This is a genomic window from Nonomuraea sp. PA05, assembly GCF_008086045.1.
Classification (GTDB): Bacteria; Actinomycetota; Actinomycetes; order Streptosporangiales; family Streptosporangiaceae; genus Nonomuraea; species Nonomuraea monospora.
Map to the genome: position 1 here is coordinate 53,197 of NZ_VSEY01000011.1, position 21,575 is coordinate 74,771.

Here is a 21,575-nt window from a genome sequence, read left to right on the forward strand (position 1 = left end):
ATTCGACGCACGATAGTAGAGGATCAACCGTCCTCGTGCGCAACTTCCGTCATTTCCGACTCGCGGCCCTTGCGTACCCTGCGGACCACGAGCTGCCTGCCGAGCAGCACCGATCCCGGCAGCACGAGCAAGCCCAGCAGGCTGGAGCCGAGGCCCAGGCCGACGTCGGCGTCCACCAGCCCGTCGCCGTCGCCGCCGAGCACCGGCAGGCCGACCGACACGCTGACCGAGATCGAGATGAGCGGGTCGTTCCCCTTGGTGGGGGCGGGCTCGGGCGGGGGCGGGGCCTTTGTGGTGGCGGGCGGGTCCTCGCCCTTGCCCGGCGGGTCGTCGTCCGGCGGGTCGCCGGGGCGTGAGGTGGCGGGCGGGCGGGTGCTGGGCGCGGGCGCGCCGGTCCGGGTCGGCCGGCTCGTCGGCTCGCGGGTGGGTTCGCGCGTGGCGGGGCCGCCGGTGGGCCGCTGGGTGCCCTGGGGCGGCCCTCCTCCGGGGTAGGAGGCGCTCGGCGGCACTCCGTACGTGATCGGCGGCGTCACCACGATCGGCCCGCCCGACGAAGGGACGGGCTCCACCGGGGTCGGCGAACCGGGCGTGACCGGCGACGTCGGTAAGCTGGTGGGCCCTGCGGTGGGCCCCGTGGTGGGCAGGCCGGATCTGGCGGGCGGCAGCGCCGTCCCGCTCTCCGGCTCGGGCCCGCCGCCCAGGATCACGAACGCCGACACCACCGCGGCCGCCGTCGCCATCACCAGCCCGCCGGTCACCGCCAGCTTGCCCACGGGCGAGAGCGTGTTGTGGAACAGGTTCGTGGCGGCGCCCCCGTCGGTGGCGGCCTGCGGCCTGGGCAGCAGGGCGGCCAGCGGCAGGGTCAGGATGCCGAGGCCGGTGCGTCCCTGCAGCTCCCAGTCCTCTCCGTAGGCGGCGCGCGCGGCCTGCTCCAGCTCCTCCAGGAACGCCTCCGCCGACTCGGGCCGGTCCGCCGGGTCCTTGGCCAGGCCGTGCCCGACCAGCGGGCGCAGCGGCTCCTCGACGTCCTCCAGCTCAGGCGGGACGTGCTGGTGCTGGTAGGCCAGGGCGGCGACGTTCTCGGCGTGGAAGGCGCGGTGGCCGGTCAGGCACTCGTAGAAGACCAGGGCCGCGGCGTACACGTCGGTCTGCGGCCCGGCCGGGGCGTCGTCCCACTGCTCGGGCGCCATGTAGGAGGGGGTGCCGGACAGCTCGGCGGTCTCGCCGACGTGCGCGGCGACGCCGAAGTCGACGAGCTTGCTGTCGCCGTCCTGGGTGATCATGACGTTCTCGGGCTTGAAGTCGCGGTGCACGACGCCGTGCCGGTGCGCCTCGGCCAGGCCGAGCAGCGCGCCCTTCAGCACCGCGAGCGCCGCCTCACCGCCGGTCGCGCCCTCGTGCTCCAGCAGCCGCCGCAGCGTGACGCCCTCGACCAGCTCCATGACGATGGCGGCGTCGTCGCCGGACTCCGCGTAGTCGAGCACGCGGGCGGTGTGCGGGCTGTCGATCTCGCGGATGACCAGGGCCTCGGAGCGGAACCTGGAGATGAAGGCGGTGTCCTCGCGTAACGGGTCGGACAGGTGCTTGATCGCGACGGCCAGGCCGTCGGATTCGCGCACGGCGAGCATCACCCGGCCGGTCCCGCCGTGGCCGAGTTCCCGGATCTCCCTGTAACCGGGAACCTCCATCATGGGGCCTCCTGACCGGATAAAGATCCTTATGTCAGGACGCTATCCCGGCGTCACCGCACGTGTCGAGTAGCTTCGCAGGAGTAACCGGAGTCATGCTGCAAACGGTATTTTTACTACTTCCTATAGTAGGTTTGCGCCGCTCGGAAATCTCCCGTTCTCGTCAAGCCGCGAGGGGCTGCGACAGCAGGGCGCGGACGTTGCGGGCGGCCGTGCGTCCCGCGCGGTTGGCGCCGATCGTGCTCGCGGCAGGGCCGTAGCCGACGAGCTGGAGCCTCGGCTCCCTGACGACCTGGGTGCCGTCCACGCGGATGCCGCCTCCCGGCTCGCGCAGGCGCAGCGGCGCGAGGTGGTCGAGGGCCGCGCGGAAACCGGTGGCCCAGACGATGGTGTCGGCACGCAGGCGGCTGCCGTCGTCCCACAGCACCCCGTCCGGCACGATCCGGTCGAACATCGGCAACCGGTTGAGCACGCCCTTGGCCATCGCCTCGCGCACGACGGCGCTGTAGGTGAGGCCGGTGACGCTGACGACGCTCTGCGGCGGCAGGCCCGCGCGGACGCGCGCGTCCACCTTGGCCACGGCCTCGCGCCTGGCGTCCAGATCGAAGTCGTCGTCCCTGAAGACGGGCGGCCTGCGGGTGACCCAGGCGGTCGCGGCGGCCACGCCTGCCAGCTCGGACAGCACGTGCATCGCCGAGGCCCCGCCGCCCACCACGACCACCCGGCGTCCCGCGAACTCCTCCGGCCCCCGGTACCCGGCGTAGTGCAACTGCCGTCCCGCGAAGCTCGCGGCGCCCGGATAGTACGGCCAGTACGGCCGCGTCCAGGTGCCGGTGGCGTTGACCACGGCCCTGGCCGCCCACTCCCCCGCGTCCGTCTCGATCACCAGCCGGCCGTCCACGCCCTCCCTGACGGCGGTGACCCGCACGGGCCGGACCACGTCCAGGCCGGTGCCGCTCTCGTAGGCGGCGTAGTACGCGGGCACCACCTCGGCGGCGGGCCGCCCGCCGTCCGCGTGCTGCTGGGACATGCCGGGCAGGTCGAACACGCCGTGGACCTTCTCCATGGTGAGCGTGGGCGAGCGGTGCCGCCAGGCGCCGCCCGCGCCCCGGGCGGCATCCAGCACGACGGGCTCGACGCCCAGCCGGCGCAGGTGATAGGCGCTCGACAGGCCCGCCTGCCCGGCGCCGATGACCACGACCTCGCTCTGCTCCACGACAGGCTGCAACCGTTTCCGGCCGCCGGCTCTTCCCGCCTGCGGAGAAGCGGCCGTCAAGTCGTTCATGAGGTGTCCTCCCTCCAGGTGCCGGCCGCTAAAGCGCTGGCGGCGCGGGGGCGGCGGTGCTATCACTTGCGGTAGGACGTCACCTCCCTGAGGGGGCATCATTGGAGTTTCGTCTGCTGGGCCCCGTTGAGGCCTGGGACGACGGGCGGCGTGTGACATTGGGAGGTCCGAAGCCCCGTGCTCTGCTGGCCGCGCTGCTGCTGGCGGGAGGGCGGGTGGTCGCCAGCGAGCGCCTGGTGGACGTGTTGTGGGGCGACGATCCGCCGCGCAGCGCCGCCGCGCTCGTCCAGACGTACGTGTACGGCCTGCGCCGCACGCTCACCGACGCCGGCGAGCCGGAGCTGATCGAGACCCGGTCGCCGGGTTACGCGATCCGGTGCCCGCCGGGGCGGCTCGACGTGGAGGCGTTCTACAGGGCGGTGGCCGAAGGCCGCCGGCACGCGGCGGCGGGAGAGCACGGCCAGGTGGTCGAGAGCCTGCGGGCGGCGCTGGCGCTGTGGCGCGGCTCGGCGCTCGGCGGCGTCGGCGACGTCCTGCGCGGCGAGGCGGCCCGCCTGGACGAGACGCGCCTGCTCGTCGTGGAGGAACTGCTGGAGGCCGAGCTGGCGCTGGGCAGGTCCGCGGAGGCGGCCGGCGAGCTGACCGAGCTCGTCCGCGCCCACCCCGCCCGCGAACGCCCCCGCGCCATGCTCATGAGGGCCCTGTACCGGCTGGGCCGCCAGTCTGACGCGCTGGCCGTCTACCACGAGGGCCGCCAGGCGCTGGCCGATGACCTGGGCGTCGATCCCGGGCACGAGCTGCGGGAGCTGTACGAGGCGCTCCTGCGGGGCGACCCGGCGCTCGGCCAGGACACCCCGGTGCGCGCCGCGGCCCGGGTGGTGCCCGCGCACCTGCCGCGCGGCGTCGCGGACTTCACCGGCAGGCAGGAACAGCTCGACGAGCTGGCCACCCTGCTCGGCGCGCCCAGCGACACGGTCACGGTGTGCGTCATCTCCGGCAAGGGCGGGGTGGGCAAGTCGACGCTCGCGGTGAAGGCCGCGCACCTTGTGGCGCCGGCGTACCCGGACGGGCAGCTCTACGCCGACCTGCGCGGCGTCACCGGCTCGCCCGCGCCCGCCCTGGAGGTGCTCGGCCGGTTCCTGCGGGCGCTCGGCCTGCCGTGCTCCGAGGTCCCCGCGACGGCCCCCGAGTGCGTGGACGCCTACCGCAGCGCCCTGCACGGCCGCCGCGTGCTGGTGGTGCTCGACGACGCGGCCAACGAGCAGCAGATCCGTCCCCTGCTGCCGGGCAGCCCCACCTGCGCCGTCCTGATCACGACCAGGCGCAGGCTCGCTGGCCTGGAGGGCGTCAGCGTGACCGACCTCGACGTCCTCGACCCGCCTGCGGCCCTGGAGCTGCTCGCCCGCATGGCCGGCGCCGATCGCGTACAGGCGGAGAAGGAGTCTGCCCGGCGCATCGTCCATCTGTGCGGGCACCTCCCGCTGGCGCTGCGGACGGCGGGGGCGCGGCTGGCGGCAAGGCCGCACTGGCCGCTCGCGGCCCTGGCCGGACGGCTGGCCGACGAGTGCCGCCGCCTGGACGAGCTGACCGCGGGCGACCTGGAGGTGCGCGCCAGTGTCGCGCTGAGCTACCAGGGGCTCGACGAGCAGGCGAAACGCGCGTTCCGGTGGCTCGGGCTGCTGGGGGTGCCCGACTTCGCGTCCTGGGTGCCCGCGGCTCTGCTGGGCGTGCCGGAGACGGAGGCGGACAAGGTCATCGACCACCTGATGGACGCCCAGCTCCTCGACCACGTCGCCGTGGACGCGGCCGGTCAGGCCCGGTACCGCCTGCACGACCTGCTGCGCGTGTACGCGGCCGAACGCGCCGAGGCCGAGGATCCGCCAGGCGAACGCGCGGCGGCCGTCAACCGCGCGCTGGGCGGATGGTTGTGGCTGATCACCCGCGCCGCCGCGGCCAGGCCGCCGGGCGCGCTGACCCCGCGGCGCGAGTACTCCATGGCCAGGCCCGTCGAGTCGGAGGTGCCCGATCTGCTCGCGTGGTTCAACGCCGAGAGCCCCGCGCTGGTCGTCGTCGTGGAGCGGGCCGCCGCGATGAACCTGTACAAGGTGGCCTGCGAGGTGGCCGCCGCCCTGTGCTCGTCGTCGTTCTCGGTGGACACCCGGTTCGAGGAGTGGCGGCGTACGCACGAATCCGCGCTGGAGGCGGCGCGGCGGGCGGGCGATCCGCTGGCGGAGGCCACGCTCCTGGTCGGGCTCGGTCAGCTGCGCTGCCGCCAGGACCGTTACCCGGAGGCGCAGGCGTTCTTCCACCAGGCGTTGCCGCTGCTGCGCGCGGGAGGCGACACGCATGGGGAGGCGGTGGCCGTGGCGGGCATCGGCACCGCCTGCAGGGAGCTGGGGGACCTCGCCGTGGCGCTGGCCCATCTGCGGGAGGCGGCCGCGACGTTCACGCGGCTCGGCGACGGCGCCGCGGTCGGGCACGTCAAGCGGCTGGCCGGATCGGTGCTGCTCGAACAGGGGGAGTTCGGTCCGGCCCGTGAGCTGCTGGACGACGCGCTCGCCGCCTTCCGGCGGCTGGGCAGCAAGCGCGGTGAGGGGATCACGCTGCGGACCATCGGCCTGGTGCACCGGGCGGCGGGGGAGCTGGGCAGGGCCGAGGAAGTGAGCGAGCAGGCCGTCGTCCTGCTGCGTGAGGCCGGTGACCCGCTCATGCTCGCGTACTGCGTGCAGGCCCTGGCCAAGGTCAGGATCCGGCTCGGCGGCGACACGGAGGTCCTGCCCTGCCTGCGGGAGGCGCTGGAGGAGTGCGAGCGGCACCAGGACAGGTTCGGCATGGCGCTGATCGAGCGCACCGTCGGCGAGCTGCACCTGGCCCGGGGCAGGTACGCGCGGGCGGAGGAGCATCTGCGCAGGTCCGTCGCGATGTGGGAGGCGCTCGGCCTGCCGCTGTTCCGCGCCCGCACGATGCGCGACCTGGCCACCGTACGCGAGGCCGTGGGCGACGGCCCGGCCGCCTCGGCCATGCGGGAGGCGGCGCTCGCCGTCTTCGCCCACTGCGGGACCCGGGAGTACGGCGAGCTGAGCTGACCGTCGGTTCAGGCGCGGCGCGGGACCGGGGCGGTCGAGCCGCGCACCACCAGCTCCGTGGCCAGCTCCACATGATGGGAGTCCACCTTCTCCCCCGCCGCCAGCCGCAACGCCGTGCGCAACGCCACCCCGCCCATCTCCCGCAGCGGCTGCCGGACGGTCGTCAGCGGCGGCGAGGTGAGCTGCGCGATCTGCGTGTCGTCGAACCCCACGATGCTCAGGTCCTCGGGGATCCGCAGCCCTCGCGCCCGCGCCGCCTCCATCACCCCCACGGCCACCTCGTCGCATCCGGCGAAGATGGCCGTCGGGGCGTGCGGCAGGTCGAGCACCGCCGCCCCGCTCGCCATCCCGTCGTGGTAGCGGAAGTGCCCCGAACGCACGAACCCGGGCAGGACCGGCGCCCCCTCCGCCTCCATGGCCGCCCGGTAGCCGTGCAGCCGCGCCTGGTTGCAGGCCGCGGTGGCGGGCCCGCCGATGTAGGCGATGCGCCGGTGCCCGAGCGACAGCAGGTGGTGGGTGGCGGCCAGGCCGCCGGCGAAGTTGGTGGAGCCGATGCTGGTGACGCGGGTGCGCGGCAGGTTGAGCGGGTCGATGAGGACGAGCGGCAGCCGCGCCCTGGCCAGCGCGGCCGGCTGCCCCGAGGTGAGCTGCCCGGTGACGGCGATCAGCGCCCGGCGGCCGGCCGCGACGAGCCGGCGGGCCCAGGCGGTGGTGCGGGCGGTGTCACCGCTCCTGATGCTGACGACGATCCCGACCCCCGCCTCCGCCCCGGCGGCCACCGCGCCCTGGATGATCTCGGTGGAGTACGCGTTGAGGTCGGCGTCGAACTGCAGCTCGACCGTGGCCAGGCCGGGGGGCTCGCGGCGGGGCGCCGGGGCGACGTAGTCGTGCTGCTGGAGCAGCGACTGCACCAGGGAGCGGGTGGCGGGCGAGACGTCGCTCCGGCCGTTGAGCACCTTGGAGACGGTCGCGACGGACACCCCGGCCGAGGCCGCGACCGTGGCGAGCGTGGCGCGTCTAGGACTGGACGGCATCCGCACCCCCTCGCCCCCGCACCTCGACGGGGGTGACGAGCCGCCGGTCGTGGCCGACGTGCCTGGACGGGCCGGTCAATCGTACGACGCCGCGGCACGGCAGTTCGGCCGCCGACGTACCGGCGAGGACCTCGATCTCGCCCGGCTCGACGACGCGGCGCAGGTCGCGTCCGGTGAAGGCGGTGCGGTCGGCGTGCACGTGGAAGCGCACGCCGGCGCTCTCCCCCGGTTCCAGCCGCACCCGCGCGTACCCGGTGAGCTGCCGCACGGGCCTGGTCACCTGGGCGAGGACGTCGTGCAGGTAGAGCTGGACGACCTCCTCCCCGGCACGGGCGCCGGTGTTGCGGACGGTGACCGTCGCGGCGAACTCGCCGTCGGTGGGCACCTCGTCGTGGCTCAGGCGCAGGTCCGTGACCTCGAAGGTGGTGTACGAGGCGCCGTGGCCGAAGGGGTACAGCGGCGTCGGGTCGAGGTTGCTGATGCCGTGGCTGTCGGTGCCGAGCGGCGGCTGCAGGTAGGTGCCGGGCTGGCCGCCGGGGCCGCGCGGGATCTGCACGGGCAGCCGTCCCACGGGCTGGACGCGGCCGGACAGCACGCCGGCGATGGCCGCGCCGCCCTCCTCGCCGGGCATGAACGCCTGGACGAGCGCGGCGGCGTACGCGTGCACCTCGCCCAGCGCGTACGGGCGGCCGGAGACGACGACCACGACCAGCGGCGTGCCGGTGGCGGCCAGCTCGGCGAGCAGGTCGGCCTGGACGCCGGGCAGCCGCAGGTCGTCGGCGTCGCAGCCCTCGCCCGACGTGCCCTGGCCGAACAGGCCCGCCAGGTCGCCGACCACGGCCACGCACACGTCCGCGTCGCGGGCGGCGGCGATCGCGTCGGCGAAGCCGGAGCGGTCCTCGCCGCGGACGTCGCAGCCCTTGGCGTAGCGGATCTCGGTGCCGGGGAGTTCGGCGGTGAGCGCGTCGAGCACGGTGGGCGCCTCGATGCCCAGGCCGAGGCCGGGGTGGCGGGGCAGGACGTGGTTGGGGAAGGCGTAGCAGCCCATGAACGTGCGGGCGTCGTGCGCCGCCGGTCCGACCAGCGCCACCACCCGCTCTTCCATCGGGTCCGAGCCGCCCAGCGGCAGCACGTTCCCGGCTTCCAGCAGCACGATCGACCGCTCGGCCAGCTCCCTGGCCAGATCCCGGTTGGCGGGCGAGTCGAGGTCCACGGACCCGGCCCCGGCGACCGACCCCTCAGGCGTCCAATCGGGATCGAGCAGCCCGAGCTCCACCTTCTGCGTGAGCAGCCGCCGCACCGCCCGGTCCACGACCGCCTCGGACAGCTCCCCGCGCCGCACCCGCTCGGCCAGGTGCTGCCCGAAGCCCAGCGTGTCGGGCAGCTCGACGTCGATCCCTGCGCCGAGCGCCAGCACGCCGGCCTCCTCCGGATCGGCGGCGACCAGGTGCATGGTGGCCAGGAACGGGACGGCCCAGTAGTCGGAGACGACGGTCCCGGTGAAGCCCCACTCCTCGCGCAGCACCTCGGTCAGCAGCCACGGGTCGGCCCCCGCGGGCACGCCGTCCACGTCGGAGTAGGAGTTCATGACGGACCGGGCCCCGCCGAGCGCGATGGCGGTCTCGAACGACGGCAGGATCATGTCCGTCAGCTCGCGCCGCCCCATCGGTACGGGCCCGTGGTTGCGGGCGGCGCGCGAGGCGGAGTAGCCGGCGAAGTGCTTGAGGGTGGCGATGATCCCGGCGCTCTCCAGCCCGCGCACGTAGGCGGCGCCGAGGGTGGCGACGACGTACGGGTCCTCGCCCATGGTCTCCTCGACCCGCCCCCACCGGTAGTCGCGCACCACGTCGAGCACCGGGGACAGCCCCTGGTGCGCGCCCACGGCCCGCATGTCGCGGCCGATCGCGGCCGCCATCCGCTCGACCAGCTCCGGGTCGAAGGTGGCCGCCCAGGCGATGGCCGCCGGGTAGACGGTGGCGCCGTACGCGGTGAAGCCGGTCAGGCACTCCTCGTGCACGATCGCGGGGATGCCGAGCCTGGACGCCGCGACGACGGCGCGCTGCAGGCGGACGACCTCGGCCGCGCCCTCAGCCGGGGTGACGGGGGCGCTGCCGTGCACGCGGGTGAGGTGGCCGAGCCCGTGGCGGACGGCCTCGTCCAGCGGAACGGTGCCGGAGGCGGCGAACACGTCCTGCATGGGCGCCACGTTCAGCGACTCGGCGCCGGGCTCCGGCCCCGGGCCGCCGCCGGCGGCCGGGCTCATGTCGTTGCCGAACCACCGGCTGCCGAGCTGCCCGACCTTCTCCTCCAGCGTCATCTCCGCAAGGATGGCTTCGACTCGGTCGGTCACGGCGAGCGCCAGGTCCTGCCACGGGCGGACCGCCCGCTCCGCCGTCGGGGTCCGATCAAGAGCCGTCATCTACTGCGCTCCTTAAAGAGGTGCGGTACTGCCGTAAGTTTTCGAAATGTTTCGACACCGGTGGGCGGCCCCGCGCGAAACCCTCCACCCCATCACGGACCAGGTGAGGGTAGGCGGAAGTTACCTTACACGTGAGCTTCAGGAAATCCAGGGGTTTCCTGATCGACAAGGTCTTGACACCTTTATTGCCGAAATCTAGATTGGCGAACCCCGCGGTCATGTCGAAAATGTTTCGATGAGCTGACTTTAGGAGGAGTGGAAAGTGGCGTCGGGACGACGCCGATCCACGACCGCCGGCCATCGCATGCAGTGATCAACGAGCCGCGACCCCCAGCCCGCGGCATACGAGTACGGAGATCAGCGTGGAGTCCAGGACAACCTCTCGCCGCAACTTCCTCAGCCTCGTCTCCATGGGCGTCCCCCTAGGAGCAGCACTCGCCGCCTGCGGCGGCACAGGACCCACCCAGACCGGCGCCGGGGGCGGCACCGGGAACGCGACCGCCAGCGGCGGTGGCGGCGGCAGCAGTGCCACGTACTGGTACCTGTCGACGCAGCCCCAGGAGGGCGTGCGCACCAGGACCATGGAGCGGCACAACCAGGCCAACCCGAACGGCAAGATCGAGGGCACGACGTTCCAGAACGACGCGTTCAAGACGAAGATCAAGACGGCCATCGGCGCCGGCCAGGCGCCGACGCTGATCTGGGGCTGGGGCGGCGGCACGCTGCGCAGCTACGTGCAGGCGGGCCAGGTCGAGGACCTGACCTCCTGGTTCGACCAGAACGCCGCCGTGAAGGACAAGCTGTTCCCGTCGGCCTTCGGCGCGGCCACCATCGACGGCAAGATCTACGCGATGCCGTGCGAGACCCTGCAGCCCATCGTCCTGTACTACGACAAGCGCTCGTTCGAGAAGATCGGCGCGCAGCCGCCCCAGACGTGGGGCGACATCATGGACCTGGTGCCCAAGTTCAACGCCAAGGGCATCGCGCCGTTCTCCCTCGGCGGCCAGTCGCGCTGGACGAACATGATGTGGCTGGAGTTCCTCTTCGACCGCCTGGGCGGCCCCGAGGTGTTCCAGGCCGTGTTCGACGGCGAGAAGGACGCCTGGAACAACCCGCTCGCGATCCAGGCCCTGGGCGAGGTGCAGAAGCTGGTCAAGGCGGACGGGTTCGTCAAGGGCTTCTCCTCGATCACCGCCGACTCCAACGCCGACCAGGCGCTGCTCTACACGGGCAAGGCCGCGATGATGCTGCACGGCGGCTGGACGTACGGCAGCATGTCGACCGACGGCGGCGACTTCGTCTCCGGCGGCAACCTCGGCTACATGAACTTCCCGCCGATCGACGGCGGCAAGGGCGACCCCGGCAACACTGTCGGCAACCCCGGCCAGTACCTGTCGATCTCCTCCAAGGCCACGCCCGAGCAGAAGGAGATCGCCAAGAAGTTCTTCTCCGGCGCGCTGATCGACGACACCGCGGTCAAGGAGTGGGTGGAGACCGGCGCCGTCCCGATCATCAAGGGCGCGGACGCGCAGTTCGCCGCCTCCAAGGACAAGGACTTCCTGACCTTCGTCTACAACATCGCGGTCAACGCCAAGACCTTCGCCCAGTCGTGGGACCAGGCGCTCAGCCCGACGGCCGCCGAGGTGCTGCTCGACAACATCTCGAAGCTGTTCCAGCTGTCGATCTCGCCGCAGCAGTTCGCCACGAACATGAACGCGGTCATCGGCAAGTGAGCGCGGTCACGACCACCGCCAGGCCCGCCGGAGCACCGGCGGGCCGTCGCGGCGGCTCACTCGGGTGGATGACCGTTCCCGCGCTGGCGCTGTTCATCGGGTTCGCGGTGATCCCGCTGATCGGAGTGCTCGCGCTGAGCTTCGCGCAGTGGGACGGGCTCGGCCAGATCGGCATCGCCGGGTTCGGCAACTGGGGCGCGATCCTGAGCGACCCCGGGCTGCCGCACGCGCTCTGGATCACGTTCCTGCTCATGGCCGTGTCGTGGGCGGTGCAGACGCCGGCGAGCATCCTGATGGGCGCGTTCCTGGCCGGGCACCAGCGGTACCGGGCGGTCCTGTCGGTCGTGTTCTTCATCCCCCTGCTGCTCAGCTCCGCGGCGCTGGCGATCACGTACAAGGCGCTGCTCGACCCGAACTTCGGGCTCGGCGCGGGCCTCGGCATCGACCTCCTCATCCAGGACTGGCTGGGTGAGCCGGTGCTCGCCTTCGGCGTGGTGATCTTCGTGGTGTCCTGGCAGTACATCCCGTTCCACGCGCTGATCTACCAGGGCGGCATCCGGCAGATCCCGCGCTCGATGTTCGAGGCAGCGGAGCTGGACGGCGCGGGCCGCGTGCGCAGGTTCTTCAGCATCACGCTGCCGCAGCTCAAGTACACGGTCATCACGTCCTCGACGCTGATGGTGGTCGGCTCACTGACACTCTTCGACCTGATCTTCGTGCTGACCGCCGGCGGTCCCGGCGACGCCACCCGGGTGCTCGCGCTCGACATGTACAAGCGCGGCTTCCAGGCCAACCTGATGGGCCCGGCCAGCGTGATCGCGGTCATCCTCGTCCTCGTCGGACTCGCCCTGTCGCTGCTGCTGCGCCGGCTCGGCGGACGCGACTCCAGCCACAGTCAGCTCGAAGGGGTCTGACGCATGACGACCGTCCCCACCAGGGCTCCCCAGCGCGCCGCCGCCTCCAAGGCGGACGGCCCGGGTCATCGCCGCAAGGTCACCCGCAGCAAGGAGCGGCCCAACTGGCTGGCCGGCCTGACCAGCATCCTGTGGCTGGCGATCGTGTTCGTGCCGATCTACTGGATCGTCATCACGAGCTTCAAGTCGCAGTCGAGGTACTACCAGGAGAACCCGTTCGCGCCGCCCTCCGAGCCGACCCTGGCGAACTACCGGCTGGTCATCGAGTCGGACTTCGTGCAGTACTTCATCAACAGCGTCATCGTGACGGTCGGCGCCGTCGTGCCGGCCGTGCTGGTCAGCTTCATGGCGGCGTACGCGATCGTGCGCGGCGGCCGCAGCAGGCTGCTGCGCTGGACGAACTCGCTGTTCCTGATGGGCCTGGCCATCCCGCTGCAGGCCACGATCATCCCGATCTACCTGATCATCATCCAGCTCGGCCTGTACGACTCGCTGATGGCGCTGATCCTGCCGTCGATCGCCTTCCACATCCCCCTGTCGGTGCTGGTCCTGTCCAACTTCATCAGGGACGTGCCGAAGGAGCTGTTCGACTCGATGCGGATCGACGGCGCGACCGAGGGTGGCATGCTCTGGCGGCTGGCCTTCCCGCTGACCCGCCCGGCCGTGGTGACCGTGACGATCTACAACGCGCTGCAGATCTGGAACGGGTTCCTGCTGCCGCTGATCCTCACGCAGAGCCCGGACAAGCGCACGCTGCCGCTGGCGCTGTGGTCGTTCCAGGGCCAGTACAGCATCAACGTGCCGGCGGTGCTGGCCTCGGTCGTGCTGACCACCCTGCCCATCCTCTTCCTGTACGTGGTGGGCCGCCGCCAGCTCCTCAGCGGCCTCACTGTGGGCTTCGGCAAATGAGAGCGCTCTCGTGCGCGCGTAGGTGCTCGATGTTCCGCTCGTAGAAGCGGTCGTCCCCGCGGGCGACGTGACCGGCGAAGGCCGCGTCACCCGCGGCGGCGCGCTCCCGCATGAAGGCGACCAGGTGCCGCAGCCGCCTGATCGCGGTCTGCGCCAGCGCCTGCCGGTCGTCGTCGCCGAGCCCGTACGCGTCGGCGAACAGCCGCAGCCGCCGCGCCTGCTCCGCCACCGGGATCCCGTCGCCGTCGCCCGGATGGTGCAACGGCACGAACCGGTAGGCCGCGTACGCCACGTCCCACACGCGCGGCCCCGGATGCGCCGTGTCGAAGTCGATGAACGCGACCGGCTCGCCGTCGTCCCCGAACACGCAGTTGTACGGCGCCACGTCCCCGTGACAGATCACCTCGGCCGGCTCGACCGGCGGGAAGTACCAGACGCCCTCGCGCGGGACGCCCGCCGTCGCGTCGTGGTAGCCGCGCAGCAGGCGCGCCACGCCCGCCAGCACCTCGTCGGTGCGCACCCAGGCGGGCAGCGGGTAGTCGGCGGTCCGGCCCGGCACGAAGTCGAGAACCTCCCGGCCCTGCTCGTCGATCCCGTGGCTCCTCGGCGCGCCGGTGAAACCGCGGGCGGCCAGGTGCCGCAGCAGCGCGTGCACGGACGGCGTCCAGGGGCCCGACGGCCTGCGCACGGTGTCGCCCGCCCGCACCACGTGGTTCACGCCGCCGCCCGTCAGCACCTCTTCCTCCGGCACCCGCGCCCCCTCGCTCGCGTCCTTGATCGCGTCAGTGTGCCACGCGGCCTTCGGCTTCCGCCCCCCATTTTTCACCGGATTCCCAGGTGGACCGGGTAGAACAGGCGGCATGGACTCAGCGCGGAAACCCCCGATGGTGCTCGTGGTCGACGACGAGCCCAACATCCGCGAGCTGCTGCTCGACGCCCTGGAGCTGAACGGGTTCCAGGTCCGCACGGCCGCCTCGGGCACGCAGGCGCTGGAGTCCGTCGGACGGGAGCGGCCCGACATCATCCTGCTGGACGTGATGCTGCCCGACCTCGACGGTTTCGCCGTCGCCCAGCGGCTGCGGCCGGACGGCGGCGGCCCGCCGGTGCTCTTCCTCACCGCCCGCGACACCGTCGCCGACCGGATCGCCGGGCTTTCCGCCGGCGGCGACGACTACGTCACCAAGCCGTTCAGCCTGGAGGAGGTGGTGCTGCGCATCCGCGCCATCCTCCGGCGGACGGGGGCGGGGCGGGAGGAGGAACGGGACGACGGCCTGCTGCGGTACGCCGATCTCGAACTGGAGGAGGAGACGCACGTGGTGCGGCGGGGCGGGCGGCGGATCCATCTGTCGCCCACCGAGTTCGGGCTGCTGCGGTATTTGATGATCAACGCGGAGCGGGTCGTGAGCAAGTCGCAGATTCTGGATCGGGTGTGGAGTTCGGGGTTCGGGGCCGACAGCCGGATCGTGGAGTCCTACATCAGTTATCTGCGGCGGAAGATCGACGTGGCGGGGCCGCCGCTCATTCACACGTTGCGGGGGGTGGGCTACTCACTGCGCGACCAGAGCCTCCTGGACCGGCGCCGATGACCCCGCCGCAGCCTCGGGACGAGCCGTCGCGGCCGCGACCTCCGGATCACGCGGGGCGGGCGGGGCGGGCCTGGCCGTTGCGGCATCGGCTGCTGGCGGCGCTGCTCGGCCTGTCGGCGGCCGCACTGGCCGTGTTCGCCGCCGCCGGGGTGCTCCTGCTCGACCGCTCCCTCCTGTCCCGCGTGGACACCCAGCTCACCGACTTCGCCACGAACTTCCGCAAGGGCCCGCCCCCCGGCGCCCCCGTCCGCCCCCGCCGCGACGACGTCGAACTCCCCACACAGTTCCACCTGGCCATCTACGACCCGTCGGGCACCGTCGTCCGCCGCCTCCCCGACGCCGGCAGCGGCCCCGCCGTCCCCGCGAGCGCGATCTCACATCCGGCCCCCGCCCCCTTCACCGTCCCGGACCGCGCGGGCGCCGCCGAGTGGCGCACGATCGTGGTCCCCCTCCCGGACGGCGACCGGGCGGCGGTGTCGATCTCCCTGGAGTCGAACCGCAGCACCGTACGGCAACTCCTGCTCATCGAGGCGGCGGCGGGCGTGCTGGTGCTGGCCCTGCTGGGCGCGGTGGCGCTGGTGGTGGTGCGGCTCGGGCTGCGCCCGCTGACCAGGATGGAACGCACGGCCACCGCCATCGCGGCGGGCGAGCTGGACCGGCGGGTGTCCGACAGCGACCCGCGTACCGAGACGGGCCGGCTCGGCAGCGCGCTGAACGTCATGCTCGGCCGCCTCAGCGAGGCGCTGCGCCAGCGGGAACGCTCCGAACGGCGGCTGCGCCGCTTCCTCGCGGACGCCTCGCACGAGCTGCGCACCCCGCTGACGTCCATCCGGGGGTTCGCGGAGCTGTACCGGCACGGGCGCAGCGAGCCCGACCCTGCGGTGGCGCGGATCCTCAGCCGGATCGAGGGCGAGGCGGAGCGGATGGGCGTGCTGGTGGAGGATCTGCTGCTGCTCGCCAGGATGGACCAGGAACGAGCGCTGGACCTGACGGAGGTGGACCTGCACGTCCTGGCGGGCGACGTGGTGCACGGGGCGCGGGCCCGCGATCCGGGCCGGACGGTCGAGCTGGTGCTGGGGGAACGGCCGGTGCGGGCGGTCGGCGACGAGCACCGGTTGCACCGGGTGATCGCCAACCTGGTCGGCAACGCCGTCGCCCACACGCCTCAGGAGGCGGCGATCCGGGTGGTGGTGACCCGCGCGGACGGGGGCGACGCGAAGGGCGTTTGCGCAGGCGGGGCCGGCGCGCATGGGTCCGGCGCGCATGGGTCCGGCGCGAACGGGTCCGGCGCGAACGGGTCCGGCGCGGCGGGGCCGGTGACGGTTGCGGGGGCCGAGGTGAGCGGGGAAGTCGCCGTCGTGGAGGTGTGCGACGACGGGCCCGGGATCGAGCCCGAGCACCTGCCGCACGTCTTCGACCGCTTCTACCGGGCCGACGCCGCCCGCTCCCGCGTCAGCGGCGGCACCGGCCTGGGGCTGGCGATCGCGGCGGCGCTGGTGGAGGCGCACGACGGCCGCATCGAGGCACGCAGCCGCCCTGGCCACGGCACGTGCTTCCGCGTGGTGATCCCCCTCCACGGCCCGGGCAGCACCTGACGCCGCATCGCTCCCGCGCCACACCCGAACCCAGCGCCCAGCGCGACCCCGCCACACAGCGCCCGGCGCCACGCCTTACCCGGCCCCCTCGCGCGGCCGCTTACGCCCACCGTCAGCCTCACCGCCGCGCCCGGAACGCCACAGCCGTGGTCGAGGTGATCGCCGTCACCAGCACCACTGTGAGCAGCACGGACTTCATCGGGTTACGCCGCCGCTCCGCCGGCTCGCCGACCTGGACGGGCCGCCGGGGAGAGGGCGTCGCACTGGGGCTGGGCGTGGGGCTGGGCACCGGCGGAGGCAGGACACGAACCGGCACCACGGGCGGCGCGACCGTCCGGGGCTGGGGCGCGGCCCGTGGCCGGCCGCGCGGGCACTCCCCCAGCACGACCCCACCCGCACAGACCCCGTCGGGAAAGACCGTCACCCCCGGCACCGTCACCTCGGGCCTGGCCCGCCGATCGGCGCGCGGCATCGAGATCGACACCTTGGGGTCGGGCGACCTGCGCGTGGACACCCGCGGCACCTTCACCGTGGGCCCCACGGTGACCCGCCTGGGCGGCGCGGGCCTGCGTACGGACACCCGCGGAACCGGCCGCGGCGGACGCACCCGCCCCACCCGCGGCGAAGGCACCGGCCGGGCCATCGGCACCCGGGGGACGCCCGCACGCGGAATCGCCGCACGCGGAATCGCCGCACGCGGGATCGCCGCACGCGGGGCCACCCGCTCCCCCACCGGCGCCCGCCAGGGCCACGGCTCAGGTTCGGCCGCCGCCGGGCCCGCGACGGCGGCCAGGGCGAGGGCGGCGGCGAGCAGGAGGGGCGCACGCCTGACGCCCACGTTCACATCCCCCCGCTGATCCGCGCGAACTCCTCGAGCGCCCCTTGGAAGGCCTCGGGCCCCACGGCCAGCGGCCCGTCGAAGGCCCGGGAGATGTCCCACGTCAGGTAGGTGCCGAACCCGATCAGCGCCGACGTGGCCACCAGAGGCAGGATCGCCAGCCCCTTCGGCCTGGCCCCGGCCAGGAAGGGGAAGACGACGACGAGGACGCCGGTGAGGACGGTCAGGAGGAGCAACCCTTCGGGCGGGCTGGCGTCGGCGTCGGCGGTGCGCTGCGCGCGGGCCGTGGAGATGGCGCTGATGTGCTCCAGGACGGTCGCCTTGGCGTCCTCTTCCTCGTCGTCGGTCGGCTGCAGCGCGTTGACGCGCCCGCGCAGGTCGTCCATGCGCTCGTCGCCGACGGGGTGCATGCGCCCGCCCGCCATGTACGGCCACTCGTCCTTGACCACGAAGGCGACGTACTCGCGCAGCGACCTGCGCACCTCCTCGGGCGCGGAGCCGGGCAGGCCGGAGGCCGCCCAGTACGCGTCGACCGAGGACTGGCTCTCGGCGTGGGTGTTGAGCCTGGCGGCGTCGGCCGTGGTCCAGGGAACGATGATCGCGATGGCGAACACGAGCAGGAACATGGCCGACAACATGGCGCCGGCGTGGGCGGCCGACGGGCCGTTGGGGTCGCGGTCCTCTCCGGCCGTCTTCACCCGCCTGAAGACCAGCGCCGTGAGCGCCACCGCGCCCATCGCCGCGAAGATCGAGAGTATGTACGCCACCATGAAGATCTCCCAGATCCCGTTTGAGTACGCAGTGTCACATTACTATCACACAGCGCAATGATGGCGTGAGGCCCTGAAAGGTAAAGTCCCAGCGCAAGCGCCACGGCTGAGCCCGGCGTCGCGCGGCCCCGTGACCCGCGCGCCCCCGGGCCCAGCCGTACGCGATCCCGCACGGGGCGACGCCGTGCGGGCGCGTCCCCGTGCGGGGCCCGCGGCGGACTGCCGGGGAGCCGCCGCCGCGGGCATGTGAGCGGGCGTCCGACACCGCAGGCCGACCCGGCCCCGGTGAGCACCGCCTCACAGGCGTGTCACCCCGCAGGACGGGGAGAGGCGCCCCGGGGCGGTCGCCGCCGGCTACCTGCGAAGACCGCCCCGGTGACCGCCGGACCCGGCGCCGGCATGGCGAGGACCGGCGCTGCGACGTGGCAGCTGCTCCACGGGGGCCGGCGGGCACCCTCCCCTGCGCGGCGAAGACCTGGCCGTCCCTCCGCGAACGGCCTGAGGGCCTTCACCTGCGCCCCTCCCACGGGGGACGCCTCACATGTTCGGGCTTTCCCGTTCCAAGCGCTTCAGGGTACGTCCCAGGGATAACCCCTGGTGTACGGCGCTTCGAGCACGCGCAGCAGGTCGAGCCAGCCATGGAAGGGCTCGGCCCGGCCGTCGCCCTCCCGCGTCACCAGCCCGTGGACCCCGTCCGCGCCGTACTCCAGATCGACGATGAACCGCATCAGGCCTCCCGGCTCACCGCGAGCGTAGGAACGTGCGCCCCGGGATCGCACCTGGGGATAACCCCTGATTTTCGGGCCGGGTCTGGACACACGGACAGGCAAGTCTTACTTGAGGGAGCCCGCCGTGGCGCGCAAACGTGGGATAACCAGAATGCGGAGGCCGCCATGGCTGAGCCGATCGCGATGTTCGTCGGGCGTGACCACGAGCTCCGCTGCCTGGCGGAGGAGTTCGGGCGCGCCCGTGCCGGGCTGCCCAGGCTCGTGGTGGTGGAGGGGCCTGCCGGGATCGGGAAGACGACTCTGGTGCACCGCTTCCTGGAGGAGAGCGGGCCGGTGGACGTGGTGTTCGCCGACGGCGACGAGGGCGAGCAGTTGCTGCCGTACGGGACGCTGACGAGGTTGTTCTCGGGTCCTGAGGGGCTGCCGGAGCGGCTGGCCGAGCTGGGGCTGGACGACGACGGCGCGGCACTGCCCGACCCGCTGGCGGTCGGGGCGGCGCTGCTCGACGTGGTGACGCAGCGGCAGCGCAGCGAGCCGTTCTGCCTGATCGTGGACGACGTGCACTGGGCCGACGAGCCGACGTTGCGGGCGCTGACGTTCTGCCTGCGCAGGTTGCGCGTGGACCGGGTGCTGGCGGTGCTCATGCTGCGGGACGCGGCGGCGCTGGCGGGCCCTGAGGGGCTGCTGCGGCTGGTCGGCGCGGACGGGACGCGCAGGTTACGGCTGTCCGGGCTGGGCACGGCCGAGGTCGGGGCGATGGCCGGCCGGCTGGGCGCGGGGCCGGTGTCGCAGCGCGGCCTGGCACGGCTGGTCGCGCACACGGAGGGCGTGCCGCTGCACCTGCGCGCGCTGCTGGAGGAGGTGCCCGCGGCGGCCCTGGACGACCTGGGACAGCCGTTGCCCGCGCCGCGCTCGTACGGGCTGCTGGTGCTGGGCAAGGTGGCCAGGTGCGCGCCGCCCGTGCGGGAGCTGATCAGCGCGGTGAGCGTGCTGGGCCTGTCGTGCCCGCTGCATCTGGCGGCCAGGGTGGCGGGGGTGGACGAGCCGCTGCTGGCGCTGGAGCAGGCGGTTCGCGCCGGGGTGCTGCTGGAGCGTTCGTCCTCGCGCGGCCCGCTGGCGGCGTTCGCGCACCCCCTGGACCGTGCGGCGGTCTACCGCGATCTCGGCCCCGCGCACCGTTCGGCGCTGCACGCGCGGGCGGCGCTGGTCGCGGAGGGCGAGCAGGCGCGGCTGCGGCACCGCATCGAGGCGGTGGCGGGCCCGAGCCCTGAGCTGGCGGCCGAGCTGTCGGAGCTGGGCCGTGCGCAGGTGCGGCTGGGCGCGTTCGGCAGCGCGGCCGAGCATCTGAAGGCGGCGGCGGAGCTGTCGGGCGATCCCGCGCCGCTGGCCGCGGAGGCGGTGGAGGCGCTGCTGCTCGACGGACGGGTGGAGGAGGCGGCCAGGCTGACGGCGAGCCTGCCGGAGCGGGCCCACCCGGCGGTGCGCGGGTACGCGCTGGGGCATCTGGCGATGGTGCGCGGCCAGGTCGAGGAGGCCCGCGCGCACCTCGTCACCGCGTGGGAGCGGGCCGGCGCGCCCGAGTCGGGGCTGGCGGCGCGGGCGGCGCAGCAGCTCGCCATGCTCTGCCTGGTCAAGGCGGAGGGCAGGCAGGCGGCCCGGTGGGCGGAGCGCGCCAGGAACTCCCCCGGCTATCGCTTCAGCATCGACTACAACCGTTACACGCTGCTGGCCGGGCTGGGCGTCTCCGGCCAGATCGACGCCGCCCTGGCCGCCACGACGGACCTGCCGTCGCCGTCGTCGGCGTCCATCGCGGAGCTGGACGCGCTGCTCGGCCGCGGGGTGCTGCGCACGTGCAGCGACGACCTGCCGGGCGGCCTGGCCGACCTGTCGGGCGCGGTGGCGGCCTGCGGCGAGCGCTCGGTGCCGTTCCGCATGCTGGCGATGGCGATGCTGGGGCAGGCCGAGTACCGGGCGGGCCGCTGGGACGACGCCGGCCTGCACGCCGAGACCGCAGCCTCGGTGGCCGACGACGCCGACCAGCGGTGGCTGTCGCCGGTCTGCCACGCGCTGGCCGCGCTGGTCCCGGCCGCGCGCGGCGACTGGTCGCCGGCGGAGGCGCACGTGGCGGCGGCCCTGTCGGCGAGCGGGGGCGCGAGCGTGGACGCGGTGGCCTCCCTGGCGTACGCGTGCAGCGCCGCCGCCCACCTGGCCGCCGCGCGGGGCGACCACGCCCGCACCGTGGAGGCGCTGGACCCGCTGCTGGGCGTGAAGGTGCACGACATCGTGTACGAGCCCGGCATCGTGCAGTGGCTGGACCTGCTGGTGGACGCCCTGGTGGCGCTGGGCGAGCTGGACCGGGCGGAGCTGCAGCTCGCCGGGATGGAGCGGCTGGCGGGGCGGCGCGGCAGGCGTTCCGCCCTGGCGGCGGCGGCCCGGTGCAGGGGCGGCCTGCACGCGGCCCGGCACGAGAACGAGCCGGCCGAGGACGCGTTCACCACCGGCCTGGCGCAGGCTGAGGCGGCGGGGCTGCCGTTCGACGAGGCGCGGCTGCGGCTGGCGTACGGGCGGTTCCTGCGCAGGCTGGGCCGGCGCAGGCAGGCGCAGTCGCAGCTCGACCTGGGGGTGGCGCTGTTCGCCCGGCTGGGCGCGCTGCCGTACGTGGACCGGTGCGAGCGGGAGCTGAGCGCGTGCGGGCTGCCGCGCGCGGAGTCGGGGTCTGCGCCGCTGATGCGGCTGACGCCGCAGGAGCAGGCGGTGGCGCGGCTGGTGGCTACCGGGATGACGAACCGGCAGGTGGCCAGGGAGCTGGTGCTGAGCGTGAAGACGATCGAGTACCACCTGGGGAACGCGTTCGCGAAGCTGGGGGTCAGCTCCAGGGTGGCGCTCACCACCAAGATCCAGGCAGAGCGGGGTTGACCAGGGTTTCTGACCCTCTGTCGGCAGGACTGGAAGGTACGGTTACGCTGGTGCCGACGATCATCTGGGGGCGT

General features: G+C 73.5%; 15 protein-coding genes. 8 read left to right on the forward strand and 7 right to left on the reverse strand.

Features of this window, described 5'->3' with window-relative positions; all coding sequences use genetic code 11:
- Positions 1–23: 23 nt before the first annotated feature.
- Entirely contained in the window at positions 24–1,691 is a 1,668-nt protein-coding gene (locus FXF51_RS18845) for a serine/threonine-protein kinase (RefSeq protein ID WP_148435800.1), read from the reverse strand.
- A 160-nt stretch (positions 1,692–1,851) separates the two neighbouring features.
- The gene (locus FXF51_RS18850; RefSeq protein ID WP_148435801.1) at positions 1,852–2,973 is read right to left on the reverse strand and encodes an FAD-dependent oxidoreductase; all 1,122 of its coding nucleotides are present in this window, start codon (positions 2,971–2,973) and stop codon (positions 1,852–1,854) included.
- Positions 2,974–3,125: 152 nt separating this feature from the next.
- Between FXF51_RS18850 and FXF51_RS18855 the strand changes: the two genes are divergently transcribed.
- Complete coding sequence (locus FXF51_RS18855) at positions 3,126–6,059, forward strand: AfsR/SARP family transcriptional regulator (protein ID WP_262379637.1); 2,934 nt, start codon at positions 3,126–3,128, stop codon at positions 6,057–6,059.
- 8 nt (positions 6,060–6,067) lie between these two features.
- Here FXF51_RS18855 and FXF51_RS18860 read toward each other — a convergent pair whose 3' ends face one another.
- Positions 6,068–7,093, reverse strand: a complete 1,026-nt coding sequence (locus FXF51_RS18860) for a LacI family DNA-binding transcriptional regulator (RefSeq protein WP_148435803.1) — start codon at positions 7,091–7,093, stop codon at positions 6,068–6,070.
- Entirely contained in the window at positions 7,077–9,512 is a 2,436-nt protein-coding gene (locus tag FXF51_RS18865; protein ID WP_148435804.1) for a glycoside hydrolase family 3 N-terminal domain-containing protein, read from the reverse strand. Before FXF51_RS18865 ends, FXF51_RS18860 begins: the two co-directional genes overlap by 17 nt.
- Before the next feature lie 362 nt (positions 9,513–9,874).
- Between FXF51_RS18865 and FXF51_RS18870 the strand changes: the two genes are divergently transcribed.
- From FXF51_RS18870 to FXF51_RS18880, 3 genes are read left to right on the forward strand one after another with little or no spacing between them, the layout of a single operon-like run.
- Positions 9,875–11,245: an extracellular solute-binding protein gene (locus FXF51_RS18870; RefSeq protein ID WP_262379638.1), complete on the forward strand. Its 1,371-nt coding sequence runs from the start codon at positions 9,875–9,877 to the stop codon at positions 11,243–11,245.
- Positions 11,242–12,159 (forward strand): carbohydrate ABC transporter permease, encoded by a 918-nt coding sequence (locus FXF51_RS18875; protein WP_262379639.1) that lies wholly within the window; start codon positions 11,242–11,244, stop codon positions 12,157–12,159. The genes FXF51_RS18870 and FXF51_RS18875 overlap by 4 nt, the downstream gene beginning before the upstream one ends.
- A 3-nt stretch (positions 12,160–12,162) precedes the next feature.
- Positions 12,163–13,068, forward strand: coding sequence for a carbohydrate ABC transporter permease (locus FXF51_RS18880; protein ID WP_148435805.1), 906 nt, complete (start codon positions 12,163–12,165; stop codon positions 13,066–13,068).
- Here the strand turns inward: FXF51_RS18880 and FXF51_RS18885 are convergent.
- Entirely contained in the window at positions 13,046–13,819 is a 774-nt protein-coding gene (locus FXF51_RS18885; RefSeq protein WP_262379640.1) for an aminoglycoside phosphotransferase family protein, read from the reverse strand. The two genes, FXF51_RS18880 and FXF51_RS18885, sit on opposite strands and share 23 nt — an antisense overlap.
- A 109-nt stretch (positions 13,820–13,928) precedes the next feature.
- On the opposite strand from FXF51_RS18885, the gene FXF51_RS18890 reads away from it, so the two are divergent.
- The 3 genes from FXF51_RS18890 (at position 13,929) to FXF51_RS18900 (ending at position 17,106) form a co-directional block, all read left to right on the forward strand.
- Positions 13,929–14,654: a response regulator transcription factor gene (locus tag FXF51_RS18890; protein WP_187414443.1), complete on the forward strand. Its 726-nt coding sequence runs from the start codon at positions 13,929–13,931 to the stop codon at positions 14,652–14,654.
- Positions 14,651–16,249 carry a sensor histidine kinase gene (locus tag FXF51_RS18895; RefSeq protein ID WP_148435807.1) on the forward strand — a complete coding sequence of 533 codons (1,599 nt, stop codon included), beginning with the start codon at positions 14,651–14,653 and terminating at the stop codon, positions 16,247–16,249. Before FXF51_RS18890 ends, FXF51_RS18895 begins: the two co-directional genes overlap by 4 nt.
- 146 nt (positions 16,250–16,395) lie before the next feature.
- On the forward strand, positions 16,396–17,106 hold the full coding sequence (locus FXF51_RS18900; RefSeq protein WP_148435808.1) for a hypothetical protein: 711 nt from the start codon (positions 16,396–16,398) through the stop codon (positions 17,104–17,106).
- On the opposite strand, the gene FXF51_RS18905 is transcribed toward FXF51_RS18900, so the two are convergent.
- Both FXF51_RS18905 and FXF51_RS60845 read right to left on the reverse strand, forming a co-directional pair.
- Positions 17,090–17,857, reverse strand: coding sequence for a DUF4239 domain-containing protein (locus tag FXF51_RS18905; protein WP_148435809.1), 768 nt, complete (start codon positions 17,855–17,857; stop codon positions 17,090–17,092). The genes FXF51_RS18900 and FXF51_RS18905 overlap by 17 nt on opposite strands.
- Before the next feature lie 569 nt (positions 17,858–18,426).
- Positions 18,427–18,585, reverse strand: a complete 159-nt coding sequence (locus FXF51_RS60845) for a hypothetical protein (protein WP_187414444.1) — start codon at positions 18,583–18,585, stop codon at positions 18,427–18,429.
- Between the two features lie 165 nt (positions 18,586–18,750).
- On the opposite strand from FXF51_RS60845, the gene FXF51_RS18910 reads away from it, so the two are divergent.
- Positions 18,751–21,501 (forward strand): ATP-binding protein, encoded by a 2,751-nt coding sequence (locus tag FXF51_RS18910; RefSeq protein ID WP_187414445.1) that lies wholly within the window; start codon positions 18,751–18,753, stop codon positions 21,499–21,501.
- Positions 21,502–21,575: the final 74 nt, after the last annotated feature.